This is a genomic window from Nonomuraea sp. B10E15 (assembly GCF_039871615.1).
Classification (GTDB): Bacteria; Actinomycetota; Actinomycetes; order Streptosporangiales; family Streptosporangiaceae; genus Nonomuraea.
In genome coordinates this window covers 1-13,305 of the sequence record NZ_JBDPMB010000008.1, presented here as the reverse complement: position 1 = coordinate 13,305, position 13,305 = coordinate 1, and the positions used below count along the sequence as shown (strand labels likewise).

11 protein-coding genes are annotated in these 13,305 nt (G+C 70.7%); 3 read left to right on the top strand and 8 right to left on the bottom strand.

The annotated features are described in order from the left end of the window. Positions 1-297 precede the first annotated feature (297 nt). On the top strand, positions 298-1,704 hold the full coding sequence (locus ABGB14_RS22965) for a hypothetical protein (protein ID WP_347645876.1): 1,407 nt from the start codon (positions 298-300) through the stop codon (positions 1,702-1,704). Here the strand turns inward: ABGB14_RS22965 and ABGB14_RS22960 are convergent. The 4 genes from ABGB14_RS22960 to ABGB14_RS22945 form a co-directional block, all read right to left on the bottom strand. After that, complete coding sequence (locus ABGB14_RS22960) at positions 1,694-2,884, bottom strand: FHA domain-containing serine/threonine-protein kinase (RefSeq protein ID WP_347645875.1); 1,191 nt, start codon at positions 2,882-2,884, stop codon at positions 1,694-1,696. The two genes, ABGB14_RS22965 and ABGB14_RS22960, sit on opposite strands and share 11 nt — an antisense overlap. Further along, a complete protein-coding gene (locus tag ABGB14_RS22955) occupies positions 2,885-3,922 on the bottom strand; it encodes a hypothetical protein (RefSeq protein WP_347645874.1) in 1,038 nt (345 codons plus the stop codon). It abuts the gene before it with no gap. Between the two features lie 21 nt (positions 3,923-3,943). Next, positions 3,944-4,921: a protein phosphatase 2C domain-containing protein gene (locus tag ABGB14_RS22950; RefSeq protein ID WP_347645873.1), complete on the bottom strand. Its 978-nt coding sequence runs from the start codon at positions 4,919-4,921 to the stop codon at positions 3,944-3,946. An 83-nt stretch (positions 4,922-5,004) separates the two neighbouring features. Then, entirely contained in the window at positions 5,005-5,706 is a 702-nt protein-coding gene (locus ABGB14_RS22945) for a VWA domain-containing protein (RefSeq protein ID WP_347645872.1), read from the bottom strand. Between the two features lie 317 nt (positions 5,707-6,023). Between ABGB14_RS22945 and ABGB14_RS22940 the strand changes: the two genes are divergently transcribed. Continuing rightward, positions 6,024-6,923 carry an aminoglycoside phosphotransferase family protein gene (locus ABGB14_RS22940; protein WP_347645871.1) on the top strand — a complete coding sequence of 300 codons (900 nt, stop codon included), beginning with the start codon at positions 6,024-6,026 and terminating at the stop codon, positions 6,921-6,923. A gap of 47 nt (positions 6,924-6,970) precedes the next feature. Here the strand turns inward: ABGB14_RS22940 and ABGB14_RS22935 are convergent, their stop codons facing one another. From ABGB14_RS22935 to ABGB14_RS22925, 3 genes are all read right to left on the bottom strand, one after another. Beyond that, positions 6,971-8,737, bottom strand: a complete 1,767-nt coding sequence (locus ABGB14_RS22935) for an alpha/beta fold hydrolase (protein WP_347645870.1) — start codon at positions 8,735-8,737, stop codon at positions 6,971-6,973. Positions 8,738-8,884: 147 nt separating this feature from the next. Continuing rightward, positions 8,885-9,820: a hypothetical protein gene (locus ABGB14_RS22930; RefSeq protein WP_347645869.1), complete on the bottom strand. Its 936-nt coding sequence runs from the start codon at positions 9,818-9,820 to the stop codon at positions 8,885-8,887. A gap of 28 nt (positions 9,821-9,848) precedes the next feature. Beyond that, a complete protein-coding gene (locus ABGB14_RS22925) occupies positions 9,849-10,652 on the bottom strand; it encodes an AraC family transcriptional regulator (protein WP_347645868.1) in 804 nt (267 codons plus the stop codon). Positions 10,653-10,736: 84 nt separating this feature from the next. Between ABGB14_RS22925 and ABGB14_RS22920 the strand changes: the two genes are divergently transcribed. Next, the gene (locus ABGB14_RS22920; RefSeq protein WP_347645867.1) at positions 10,737-12,140 is read left to right on the top strand and encodes an MFS transporter; all 1,404 of its coding nucleotides are present in this window, start codon (positions 10,737-10,739) and stop codon (positions 12,138-12,140) included. A 48-nt stretch (positions 12,141-12,188) separates the two neighbouring features. Here the strand turns inward: ABGB14_RS22920 and ABGB14_RS22915 are convergent, their stop codons facing one another. Then, positions 12,189-12,788, bottom strand: a complete 600-nt coding sequence (locus tag ABGB14_RS22915; RefSeq protein ID WP_347645866.1) for a hypothetical protein — start codon at positions 12,786-12,788, stop codon at positions 12,189-12,191. Positions 12,789-13,305 lie beyond the last annotated feature (517 nt).

The window sequence follows — 13,305 nt, the reverse complement described above, 5'->3', positions numbered from 1 at the left end:
TGTTCCGCAAACGCTCCGCATGACGAAGCCCGTTGTCGGGCGTCATCGATCACGTTTTAATGACAAAGAGTTTAGGCGCCCGTCGACCCAGGGAGGGGAAGCGTGCGACCGACATTCTGGAGAGCGCGGTCAAGGCATCAGTGACGGGTGGGAGTCCAGATGTATGACGAACCGGCACCGGCACCCTCACTCGCAGCGCGCGTCTGGAACCTCTTACGCCAGGTGGGGGCACTTTTCCGCCGCAGACTCGTGGTGATCGTCGTTGTTGTCGCCGTACTGATATCCACAGTCGTACTCGTGAATTACACCCAGGGGTGGTGGCCCTGGGGCGGTTGCGAAACGCAGAGCGAGGACGTCGTCGCCATCGACGGCGAATGCGTCGGGCTGATGGACCCGGCCGAGGGGACGATGGTCCTGGGCGAGGAATACCGGCCGCTGCTCGAGGTCATCGCGGCGGAGAACCGCAAGGTCACCGAAGGCACCGACTACAGCACGATCGCGCTCATGGCCCCGATGGGGGCGGGCCCGCGCGGGCTGGTCGGAGATCGTGCTCTCCACCAGCTCGAAGGGGCGTTCATCGGCCAGTACCGAGCCAACCAGTCCGAGACGTTCCCCAAGATCCGGCTCGTGCTCGCCAACACCGGCCACGACGGCTCGAAGTGGCATACGGCGGTGCAGGCGGTGCGGAAGAACGCCGCGACGGGCGCGACGGGCAGTCCCGGTCAGATCGTCGCGGTCACCGGAATGGGCCCGAGCCAGCAGGAAAGCATCGACGCCGCGCGGGCCCTGGCCAAGGATCCCGGAATTCCGATGGTGGCCGACTTCATCACCGCGGCCGGATTCAACACCACCGGCGAGATCGACGGCAGCGGACCCATTCCCGGTCTCACCCGCACCGCGGTCAGCACCTCTGCCCAGCTCGAAGCCATCGCGAAAGAGCTCAAGGACAAGAAGGTCAAGGGCAGCGCGGCGCTGATGTGGGCCGAGGTGACCCCGCAGGGCACCAAGGACCTTTACGCCCTGTCGTTGAAGGACGCCTTTCTCGATCCGGAGCTGGGGCTGAAGCCGTACGTCGACGAGTCCGGGCTCAGCTTCCCCTTCGACCCGCGCGGCGGCCCTTCGCTCCTCCGGACCATCAGCGACACGATCTGCGGCACGAAGACCGACATGATCTTCTACGCCGGCCGCCAGACGTTCATGCCGACGTTCCTCAAGCTCCTGCGCAACCGGCCCTGCCGGTCCACGCCGATCACCGTGGTCACCGGTGACGACGCCCAGAACCAGGACCCGGAGGACCCGTCGCTGCACGACCCGGAAGCGCCCATCAAGGTGATGTTCGTGCCGCTCGCCGACCCCAAGCGGCTCGATCACGAGGACAACGAGCACCGCCAGCTCTACCAGCAGTTCCGTAACGAGTTCGTGGCGCCCCACCATGGCGAGACGTTCTCCGCGGCGCACCTCGGCAGCGGCTTGGCGATCATGGCGTACGACGCGGTGACCGCCGCCGCCACCGCGGTGCAGAAGGCCGCCATCGGCGCCGACCCGTCCCAGCTCAGCCTGCCGTCCACCGCGGCGGTGCGCGGGCAGCTCTACCTGTTCACCGGCACCAACGTCATCCGCGGCGCCAGCGGCGCCTTCACCCTCGACTCCAAGACCGGGGAACGCGTGAACGTCACCGCGCCCACGCCCGTGACTATCCCGTAACGGCGACCACGGCCATCAGCGCCACCGCCGCGACGAGGAGCAGCAGCAGCCACCAGCGTGCGGCGGGTATCCGGCCGAGCCGTACGCGCTCCAACTCCCCCGCCTCGGTGAGGCGGAGCACCGCCGTGCCGATCGTGAACCGATCACCCGGTCGCAGGGTCGCGTAGAGCACGGGGCTGCCGTCGATGTACGTCCCCAGGCCCCCGCTGTGGTCGTGCAGCCGGTACCCGGCGCTCACCTTGCGGACGGTGGCGTGCGCCGGGGCGATCCCCTCCTCGTCGATCACGATGTCGGCCGCGGGCCCGCTGCCCAGCGTGGTGGTCTCCTTCAGCGTTCCGATGACGGCCGACAGGATCCGGGTGCGGGGCACCGTCGCCTGCGCGTTCTCCGACTGGTGCCCCACGAGGCGGCCGAGCAGTTCCATGGTGGTCGGCCGCCGCGCCGGATCCTTGGCGAGGCAGTCGGCGATCAGCGAACGCAGCGGCTCGGAGATCACCGTCACGTCGGGGGTCTCGTTCAGGACCCGGTTGATGATGACGGCCACGTTGCTGCCCGCGAACGGCATCCTGCCGGTGGCGGCGAAGTACATGGTGGCCGCCCAGGCGTGCACGTCGGCGGGGAAGCCCACTTCGGCGTCCGCCCCCACCACCTGCTCCGGCGCGAGATAGCCGGGAGTTCCCACGGGCGTGGTGATCACGGCGGTCGCCTCGAGGGCCCGGGCGACCCCGAAGTCCACGACCCGTGGCCCGTCCGGCCCGACGATGACGTTGGCGGGCTTGAGGTCCCGGTGGACGACTCCCACGCCGTGGATGGCCGCCAGCGCGGTGGCCGTATAGGTCGCCAGCCGTTCGAGCGCGGGCCCCGACAGCGGCCCGTGGTTGTCGACGAGCTTCTGCAGGGACGGGCCTTCCACGTACTCGCTCACGATGTACGGCTGGTCACGGTCGATGGCGGCGTCGATGATCATCGCGGTATAAGCCCTGGGCACCCGCGACGCGATGGACACCTCGTCCGCGAACCGCCTGCGCGCCCTCGGGTCGGCCGCCCCCTGCGCGTGGATCACCTTGATCGCGACCCGGCCGGCCTCGCTCTGCCCGAGGTAGACCGTCCCCTGACCGCCGGCACCCAGACGGCCGAGCACCTCGTAGGGCCCGATGTGCCGTGGCTCGCCGGTGTCCATTCACGCTCCCAACGTGACCGCTACGACGACGGCGATCGCCGCCAGGACGACGAGCAGCACCACGACCGCCCCGCGCCGGCCCCGCGAGCCGTCCCCCACCGCGGACCTCCCCCGCCGCCACGCCTCGCGCAGGTTGGAGTCGGTTTCGACGTAGATGCGTTCGGGAGTGACGAGCCACTGCCACGACTCGCCGGCCGCCCGCCATCGCGCGGTGTCCACTGATTCCGGTGAACCGTCCAGACACTGCCTTATCAGGCGGCGGTGCCGCAAGGGCAGCACCCTGGCGAGCGCGGCCTCGTCGGGCGACCACGCCTCGGCGCTCTCCTGGAGGCACCGTACGACGGCCCAGGCGAACTTGTAGTAGTCGGACTCCTGGGTGAACGCGCCTTCACGGGGGAGTTTCCACTGCTCGGGATCGGCCTCCGCCAGGGCGCCGCGGCCCCCGGCCGGCAGGCAGGAGTCGCAGTCCAGCAGGTACACCGCGGGCGCGGGGTCGATGGTGAAGACGGCGTTGCGCAGTTGCAGATCGCCCACCACGTAGCCCTGCTCGTGCAGCCACTGGACCGTCGCGAGCAGCTGCCCGAGGACGGCCAGTTTGTAGGGCGGCTCGTAGTAGCGCGTGCCGTAGTGATCGCGAAGGGCACTCACCCGCTCGGGCGAGCGCGTGAGCTCATCGAGGTGCCGCGGCACCAGCCGGTCGCGCAGCTCGACGAACATCTGCCTGGGAGCGGGCCTGATCAGGATGCCGGTGATCCGGTCGTGCCGGACCGCCGCGACCGGCCACGCACAACGCTGGTCGAGCGTCGCGCGGTCGTGCCGGGGAAGTTCGCGCCGCCAGCGCACCATGGCCAGCAGGGCCTTCTCGTCCAGCCCGGCCAGCGTCTCCTCGTCGTACCGTTTGAACAGGAACCGGCCTGGGACGCCGCTGACCCCGCACGGCGCCAGGCTGCGCGCCTGGCCTCCCGGGCGCAGGGAGTAGGCATCGGCGTCCGTGGGGGGTGTCAGATCCGCTTCGTCGACCACGTCTGGGGGATTCATCGTTCTGCCGCCGCACTCCTGTCACAAGACGGCCGTGTCGTGGCGGCCCGCCCACAACGCCAGAACGGTCCGGTCGTCGTCGTAGGTCGACAGATGGAAACCCACATCGCGGTAGAAGCTGCGCAGCGCGGGCGGCGAGCTCCACGATGTGACGAGCTGCTGGGCGAGCACGCTGCCGCCGCCGCCCATGGCCGTCCCGAACCCGTCGCTGCACAGGACGAGCACATCGCCCGGCTGCCAGTCGATCTGCCGTTCGCGCAGCTCGCCGAGGTCGTCCGGCAGGGCGGACGTGACGTTGTCCGGTCGCCGCCCGTCCGGAGGGAACAGCTCGGTCCACGTCCCGTCGTGGAGCCACAACGCCGGCGAGTCGCCGATGGCCGCGCAGGCGGCGATCCCGCGCCCGCCGTCCGCGGGGACCACCGCGATCGTCAGCGTCGTGGCGGGCGGATCCGTCCCCCTGCCGGCTGGTTGGCTGACGGGGCCGGCGAACCGGGCGGTGGCGCGCACGACCTCCCTGGCGATGGTGGCGAAGGCCGCGTGCCAGCCGGGCTCGGGGGTCAGGGCGAGGTTCGTGGCGGCGCGTACGGCCACCGCGGCGGCGTGTTCGGCGTGCGGCGTGCTGCCCAGCCCGTCGGCCACGGCCGCGATGACCCACCGTCCGTCCGCGCTCAGCCGTACCGCGTAGGCGTCCTGGAGGGGCTCGCCTCGGTAGCGATGGCGCCGCCCGCGGATGCTCACGGCGCGGATCGTGGTCTGCGCGAGCATGCCGCCGTCGAGCGCGACGCCCGGGGCGCGCGAATCCGCGCCGCCCGCCAGCAGGACCGGCAGCGGCTGGGGAGGCGGGCCGAGCGGCGTCCTGCCGTCGACGGCGGCAGCGGTACGGTTCCTGCGCGCCAGCACGAACCGCCCCAGGAGTACGGCGCCGGCGCCGGCGACGCCGGACAGGATCCACAGCGGCCAGCCCTCCTGCGCCGGGCTGGGCGTCACGGTCACCGTCACCGTCGGCTCCGGTGACGCAGCAGGCCGCGCTCCCACCGGACCGATGCCGATGACCAGAAGTAATCCCGCCAGCGCCGCTTTGATCATCTCAGCTGCCGCATCCCCGCGGGCCCGCGTAGAACCGCCGTGTTCCTGTTGACGGAGGCGCTGATGCTGTCGGACACGGCCTGCGCGATGCCGTGCAGCACCGTGGCCGCCCCTGTCGCGACCTCGCCCGCGAAGGCCAGCACGTCACCTCTCAGCGTGGTGGCGACCCGTCGCAGGGTGTCCTCCTGCACCGTCCCGAAGCCGAGGGCCACGATGTACGGGGCCGGGTCGAGGCTCGCCAGCCGGTCGCGCGCGGGGCCCCAGATCTCGACGTCCTGATGGTTCGCGCCGACGTACGGCTCGCCGTCGGTGATGAAGAAGACCACCGGCGCCCGTACGTCGAAGTGCCTGGACAGCTTTCTGTGGTCCTTTTCGATGATCTTCACGAGCCCGCGGAAAGCCGCCAGGTAGTCCGTCTGCATGCCGGGCCTCAGAGCCGGGACCCTGATCGCGTCGCACGGCCTGGTCAGCGGCAGCACCACCTCGACCTTGTCGGCGAAGGACACCACCGCGACGTGCGCGGCCTCGCTGACACCCGGGTCGCCCGCCTCCAGCTCGAAAAGCAACTCCCCCACGCAGTTCGACAGCACCTCGAAGGGGGTGGGCCGTCCGTCCTCGCGGGCGGTGTGCATCGAATGCGACACGTCGCACACGATGTAGAAGGGGAAGGCACGAGGGCGCCCGTTAGCCGATGTCATCGGATTTTCATCCTTATAGGGATTACCGGTCTTGGCAAGGTCGGCGAACGAAAGGATGCGGCCTACCGGACCTGCTCACGTCCCTCGGACACGGGCGTGCAGGTGCATGTCATGCCGGCCGTCGTCATGCACGGCGGCGCTCCGGCGCCACGGGCGGCCGGGAGCACCCAGTAGGCGACCCCGGCCACGGGAGCGCGGAACAGGCGGCACAGCGGTGGCCACGCCGGCGCGGAAATCCGTTCGACAGGCAAGCCTGCGGTGCACTGTGATGGTGCGGCCGCCCGCCGCGCGGAGCGGGCCGATCTCAGGAGTTGCTCTTGGCGACCTCGGGCACCGCCGGGTCCCGGCCCACGATCACTGACGCGCTGGCCAGGAGGCTCGTCGACACGCAGTTTCCGCGGTGGGCCGGGCTGCCGCTGAAGCTGCTCGACCCGGCCGGCTCCGACCACGTGATCTACCGGCTGGGCGAGCAGCTGTCCGTGCGGCTGCCCCGCCACGCCGGCGCCATCGGGCAGGCCGCCAAAGAACTCGAGTGGCTGCCCCGGCTCGCTCCCCACCTGCCCCTGGCCATCCCGGTGCCGGTGGGAGTGGGCGAGCCCGACCTCGGCTACCCGTGGCGGTGGGCGGTGTCGCGCTGGCTGGAGGGCGAGGTGGCGACCGTCGAGGCGCTGGCCCACTCGTCCGCGGCGGCCGTGCGACTGGCGGAGTTCCTGGCCGCCCTCCAGCAGTTCGCGGCCGATGACGTACGGACCCTGCAGGCCCGCGACGACCTCACCGGACAGTCGTTGAAGAGCCGCGATCAGGCGACGCGGGCCGCCATCGCCCAGGTCGGCGACGTGTTCGACGCCACCGCCATGACCGGCCTGTGGGAGAGAGCCCTGCACGCCCCCGCATGGGATCGCCCGCCGGTCTGGTTCCACGGCGACTTCCACACCGGCAACCTGCTGACCGTCGACGGCCGCCTCAACGCCGTCATCGACTTCGGCGGGCTCGGCATCGGCGATCCGGCCTGCGACCTCACCATCGCCTACACCCTGATGTCGGCCGGCAGCCGGGCCGCCTTCCGCGCCGCGCTCGGCGTGGACGACGCCACCTGGACCCGCGGTCGCGGCTGGGCCCTCACCACCGGCCTGAACGCCTACACCTCCTACGCCGCCGTCAACCCGAGGATCGCCGCGCAGACCGCCCGCCAGATCACCGAGGCCCTCATCGGCTAGGTCGGCAGCGGGCTGATCCCGCCGCCGCCGGCGAAGACGTGGCGGGGCTACTGGCCGAAGGAGACTCCGTCGAAGGTGCCCGACAGGGCTGGGCGGGTGGAGAACGCCGCCCAGGTCAGCGCCACCTCGTGGGTGCGTCCGCCGGTCTCGGCGCGGAGCGTGGCGGTGGCGCGGCCCTCCGGAGTGAGCTTGATCGGCCCGCTCACCCGCAGGTCGCGCACGAACCGCACCTCGTCGAGTGTGATGTCCTGGCCGAAGGTGACCAGGCCGCCGCGTAGCCCCGGCTCGTCCCGCACGCTGGTGTAGGCGTGACCGTTGGGGTTGCGGCGGGCAGTGGCGTCCGCGGCGGTGGCGAAGGTGGCCGCGAGCACCCGCCGCTGGGCGACGCTGAGGTTGCGAGCCGTCTGTGGCGGCACGTCCCCGACGGTCCGCGGGAAGGCGCCGAGGGCACGATAGTTCTCGCCGGTGCACTGCGAGTCACTCACCTGCCTGGTGGTCAGGAAGGTACGCAGCATGCCGCGCACGCAGTCACCCATCGGCGACGCGAAGGAGGTCAGCGCATGCGGCCCGAAGGGCACCCGCACGACGGTCGCGTTCGGGAAGGCCCGCAACGATCGGGCCACTTCGGCGGGGCTGTTCTGGTCGATCTCCCCCGCCATCACCAGGACGGGCACGGCGGGCAGCGCCAGTCCAGGTGGGCGCGGCGGGCTGTGGCGCGGAGTCGGCCAGTAGATGCACGGCTCGACGCTGCCGATTCCCGAAGGCAAGATGTCGGTGATCCGATAGGGCCCCAGCGGGCGTGCCCGCTCGTAGTAGCGCTCGGCCTGGACCTGCCGCTCGGCCGCCGAGGCGCGCCGGTCGAAGGGGAAGGTGCCGTCACCGCAGCGAAAGCCCAGATATCCGGCAACGTACGCATCGTTGGCCGGGGGAAGCGCCGCGGGAATCAGCCGGGCCAGGCGGTGCAGCGGAGCCGGGTCGCCGTGCAGGTAGGCGTCCGCGGCCGCGGTGGCCTCCCGGCCGAACACCGGCTCCCACACGTTGCTGAGCGCCACGGTCTGGAACACCGACACCTCGGAGTCGGGCCGCTTCCGCAGCCGGTCCACCAACCGCGTCCACGTGTCGGTGGCGCTGCCCGGCAGCGCGTCGCACGCCTTCGACCGCGCGCAGACGAGATCGAGTTGGCGAAGTCTGGACCAGTAGTTCTTCCAGCTCGCGTACCCGTCGCGGTTCACCACCACGGAGCTGTCCAGGAAGATCGCGTCCAGACCGGCCGGATAGCGGGCGGCGTACGCCTGGGCGTACAGGGTGCCGTAGGAGTTGCCGTAGAAACTCACCTTGCCCAGACCGAGCGCCCTCCGAATCGCGTCGAGATCGTGCGAAGCCTGGTCAGCGGTGAAGTACGCGCCCCGCGGCCCCACGCTCTTGGCGCAGGCGGCGAGGGACTCGGGCTTGTCGAGGCCGGCTCCCGGGCAGTGCAGCGGCGAGGACTTCCCCATCCCGCGCGGATCCATGACCAGCAGGTTCTTGCGTTCGAGCACGGGCCCGAGAACGTGCTGCATCGTGGGTACGGTCGTCAGAGTCTGCCCTGGCCCGCCGAGATTGGCCACCACGGTTCCGTCGGCGACTTTGGCTGGAATCCAGGCGAAGGCTACGGAAATGCGCTCGGAGGAGGGGTTGTCCCAGTCGAGGGGAACCTCGATGCTGCCGTCGCAGCGCGTGGCCGCATTCGCGCAGTCATGCAGGTCGGTCGAAGGGGCCAGCGTGCCGGGCAACAGGGCCGCGACCAGCGTTGATCCCAAGGCTTCTGCGATCATGCCGACAGCTTCGCCTGCCGTGCACCGGATGTCTTCGGCCTGGCGGAGGATTCCCTCTGGGAGCCGGCTCCCAGAGCCGTCAGCGACCCTGGGATGATCTCAGCGCCCTGACCAGCCGCCTCTCCGACCGGACGCGCCCGCGTCGCGTCAGGGGCGTTCCCACCACGGCTGCACGCCCTCCTCGGCGACGAACTCGTGGAAGTCCATGTTGGCGATCTCCAGGTTGCACGCGAGCGACCCGGCCATGCGGCATGGGAGAACGGCGGATTGCCCGGGCGTGTCGTACAGGTCGACCACGGTCAGCGGCCGGCCGGGCTCGGCGAAGGTGCGGCCGTCGGCCAGCGCGACCAGCGTGGTGTGCTCCTCGGGCGGCACCAGCGCCGGGACCTCGCCGGGCTGGAGACCCTCGAAGGCCCGGTCGTCGACGACCAGCGCCGCCAACGGTGCGTCGTCGTCGATCGCGTCCTCGTCCATGCCGACATGGCCGTCCTCGTCGGCCCCGCCCAGCTCGTCCAACAGGGCGCGCCAGCCCTCCTCGTCGTCGAAGGAGGTGCGGACGAGCAGGGCGAGGTCGGTCGAGGGCAGCGCGGGGAACGACCGGTGCGGCGGCGCCGCCGGCACGGGGAAGGCGGGCCGGCCGCCGTCACCGAGGTAGACGCCCGACCGGTCCATGTCGCGTACCAGGTCGTCGAACGCGAGCGTGCCGGATCGCAGGGCCGCCAGGATCTCGCCGAGCCGGTCCGGCGCGACCCGGACCCCGCGACCGGGGATCGCCGCCAGGTCCACCAGCAGGGGCCCGTCTCCGCCGTACACCACCGGGATGTCCACCAGGACGGCGACCGGCGGCACGGGGCCGCCGTCCGGGATGAGCGCCGGGACGTTGCCTCCGTGCAGGTAATCCCATCCGGAGTCCTCGACAGGGCGGAGCCGCATCCCGCTGTCCCCGAGAACGAGCACGTCGCCGTCCCTGCGCCCGCCGATCTCGTCGGGCAACCCGCCGTACAGAGCCTTACCGTCCTCGTAACACGTGCAGACCAGCAGCACCTCGCCGGGCGCCGGATGGGGAAGCTCGGGGCGGGACATGGATCCTCCGAAGACGAGATCGAAAAGGTCACGGGGACGGCCGGCACGGGCCGGCATCCGGGGAGAGAAGGGCACGGACCCGGCCGGGAGTGTGACCCAGCTCGTCGCGCATCACCCTGGTCAGGTGGGCCTGGTCGCTGAAGCCTAGGCCGGCCGCGAGCGCCGCGAGGTCCGTCTCGCCCTGGTCCAGGCGCGTCAGCGCGCGGCTCACCCGCACGCGGTTGCGGTAGCGGCTCAACGGCATGCCCACGTGATGGCGGAAGGTGTGGCTCAAATGGGATGGGGAGGTCCGCAACCGCCGGGCCAGGGCTGTCAGGCTGGCGCAGCCCGGCTCGTCAGCGACGATCGCCTCCCGGGCCCGGTCCGCCAACTCCCGCCGGCCGGGCGGGGACACGTCCCAGGGCTGCTCGCGCAGGGCCGGCAGGAGGAGGTCCAGCAGAGCCTCGACGGCGGCGAAGCCCGGGTCGGCGCCAGGACGCAGCAGCAGGCGGTGGGCGAGTTCGAGCCGCGCGTCGACCCGGACCGCGGGAGAACGGACCGCATCGAGCCCGGCCGTCAGCACATCGCCGGTGAACGTGATCGACGTGCACACGTCACCGCCCGCCGGATGGGCGAAACGGATCTCCTGCCCCGGACGGTGCAGATAGCCGGTGGTGGGCTCGACCGTCAGCTGCCGGCCCTGGGACTCGAGGCGGAACCGGCCCCGCCGCACCAGCACGATCTGGGCGGCGGACGACGTCTCGGGAGCCGACCAGCCGGCGTGGTCGTCCGCGCACTCCACCGCGCTGACCACGAAGTGTGGGTTCTCGATGAGCCTTCTCGCCGTACGCACCGGACAACCCTAAGCAGCACCACCGACAGTTTCGTCCGCATATTTCTTCAAGACCGGGCGGCGCGAACGGCCGATGCTGCGTACATGGTTACTGTTGTTCCTCAGTCGGTGACGGCTGCCCGCCGGGGCCGGATGCTGGCCGTGCTGCTCACCGGGCAGGCCATGGCGTCCATGGACGGGTCGATCGTGTCCGTGGGCGCGGTGACCATTCGCGAGGGCCTGCACGCCAGTGGCGCCGAGATCCAGCTGATCGTGTCGGGCTACCTGCTGATCACCGGCGTGCTCCTGGTCACATGCGCGCGGATCGGCGACGTCATCGGGCACAGGCGCGCGTTCCTGCTGGGGCTCGGCTGGTTCACCGGGGCGTCGCTGCTGTGCGGGCTGGCCCCTGACCCGACCGTGCTGGTGCTCGCCCGCATCGCCCAGGCCATGGGTGCGGCACTGCTCACGCCGCAGATCTTCTCGCTCATCCACATGCACTGGGAGGGCGCGGCACGCCGCAGGGCGATCGGCGTCTACAGCATGGTGCTCGCCCTGGGAGTCGCGCTGGGGCAGGTCATCGGAGGGCTGGTCGCCGGCGCCGACCTGTTCGGCCTCTCCTGGCGGCCCATCTTCCTGATCAACATCCCGATCGGCGTGATCCTGCTGATGGCCGGCCCGCGCGTCCTGCTGAACTCCCGCACCGACCAGCCGGTACGCCTCGATGTGGCCGGGGTGGCCCTCCTGACCGTCGCCATGACGGCGCTCACCGTCCCGCTCATCTTCGGCCAGGACCACGGCTGGCCCACGTGGGCGTGGATCTCCCTGGCGTGCGGCGCCGCGCTGCTGGTGGCGTTCGTCCGCCACGAAGCCGGAGCGCCGCACCCGCTGCTGGACCTCGCGGCGCTGCGGCCGGGCGGAACCAAGTCAGGGCTGGCGGCCTGCTGGATCATCATGGGGTGCTACACCGTTTTCCTGCTCACCCTGACCCTGCACCTCCAGACCGCGCTCGGCTACTCCCCGCTGGAGGCAGGACTGGCGTTCGTCCCGTACGCCCTCGGCTTCGGCACGCTCAGCCTGAGCTGGAGCCGCTACCCGCAGTGGCTGCAGAACGCGCTGCCGATCGCCGGACCGATCATGTTCGCGGCAGGGTCGGCCCTGGTGGTGCTCCTCTACCGTGACGAGTGGAGCCCGCTCGGCTCCATCCCGCTGCTGCTCATCGCCGGGGCCGGCCACGCCGCCGGATACAGTCCGCTGATCGCGCAGATCACCTCCCTGATGGAGGCGCGGTTCGCGTCAGCGATCTCGGCACTGAACGCCAGCGGCCCGCTGCTCGCCGGGGTGACCGCCGTCGCCGGGCTCGGAAGCGTCTACTTCGCGGCGCCCTCCTCCGCCGACGGCCTCCTGCGCGTGGTCACCGCCGGCATCGTCCTCGCCGCGATCGGTACGGCCTGCGCCATCCGGGTCGCCCTGCTGGCCCGGCGTACCGTACGAGAAGGTGCGAACTGAGGTGCGGGACGGTGGTCGCGGTCGCCCACGTGCGGGACCGCACAGGGTTCACCGCCTGTCCGCGTGACGCAGCAGGACGGCCCTGGCCAGGTCCGCGGGTGTCCCCGTGCTGGTGTCCACCGTCACGTCATAGGCGACGCCATGGTCGTGGACCGTCCGGAAATGCCCGCGTGCCAGACCGGGTGGGTTGCGGCGCCCCGTTTCTCGTTGCTCGGCGACCGCCAGCGGACACATCACGCCCACGAGCAGGACATCGAGACCGGCCAGCGCTTCCATCCACATCGGCAGCAGGTCCGGGGTCAGCAACATCTCGTCGATGACGACGTCGTCGCCGCCGCGGGCGAAGGAGGCCGCGGCGGTGCAGGCCGAACGGATCATCCGGCGGCCGACCGGGCCGTAGCGGATGACCACGTGGGGATGGCCGTCCTCGTCCTGAGTGGTGCGGTCGTACCAGAAGCCGGACCTGCTGAGCGGGCCGTCGCGTCCGCCGCCCCAGTTCGGGGGGACGAGGCTGAACAGGGTGTCGATTCCCCAGTAGACGAAGGGGATGTCGCTCTCGTCCTGGATGGCCCGGGCCAGAGTGGTCTTGCCGGCGCTCGATGTCCCGTTGAGGAAGATGACGCGTCCTTGGCGTCCGGCGTATGGCACGCCGGCCACTGTAGTCGCCACCAGGAGCGTATGCCGCTCGTCGTCGTACGTTCGGGGCCGTCTATCGGTCTTGCGCCACCAATCTGGCGAATGACATCAATCCCCTGAGCCACTCCGGCGGCGAAACATTTCGAAATGAATCTCCGGGGAATGCCGACGTGATCCCGTTTTCGAGTGGTGCGAGCGCGACGTTCGCGGACGCCCTGTATGATCCCTCTCCTGTGTGATCACTCCCCGAAAAAGAGAAGGTTATGAAGTCATACCTCCGTAAGGCCCTCGCCGGTTGCGCCGCCGCCCTGGCGGTCATGGTGGCCTTCCCCACGCCCGCATTCGCTATCAACCACGCGGACTGCAACGTGAGTTACAGCCGTGAATTCTTGCAGATCTTCAACCTCGATGATTCACGGGTTTGGGTGGCTTCGCCCAGCGTGACGGCTGGATGATTTGTGGATCTTCAATTGGGTTTCTGGGCAGCGGGGTGGGTCGGCGGTCACGCCGGTGGTGCCGGGTCCACGGG

Bases quoted from the DNA above. Each gene is read 5' to 3' on its own strand.
- ABGB14_RS22960 (WP_347645875.1), bottom strand. From the start codon at position 2,884: ATGGACACCGGCGAGCCACGGCACATCGGGCCCTACGAGGTGCTCGGC.
- ABGB14_RS22955 (WP_347645874.1), bottom strand. From the start codon at position 3,922: ATGAATCCCCCAGACGTGGTCGACGAAGCGGATCTGACACCCCCCACG.
- ABGB14_RS22945 (WP_347645872.1), bottom strand. From the start codon at position 5,706: ATGACATCGGCTAACGGGCGCCCTCGTGCCTTCCCCTTCTACATCGTG.
- ABGB14_RS22935 (WP_347645870.1), bottom strand. From the start codon at position 8,737: ATGATCGCAGAAGCCTTGGGATCAACGCTGGTCGCGGCCCTGTTGCCC.
- ABGB14_RS22930 (WP_347645869.1), bottom strand. From the start codon at position 9,820: ATGTCCCGCCCCGAGCTTCCCCATCCGGCGCCCGGCGAGGTGCTGCTG.
- ABGB14_RS22920 (WP_347645867.1), top strand. From the start codon at position 10,737: ATGGTTACTGTTGTTCCTCAGTCGGTGACGGCTGCCCGCCGGGGCCGG.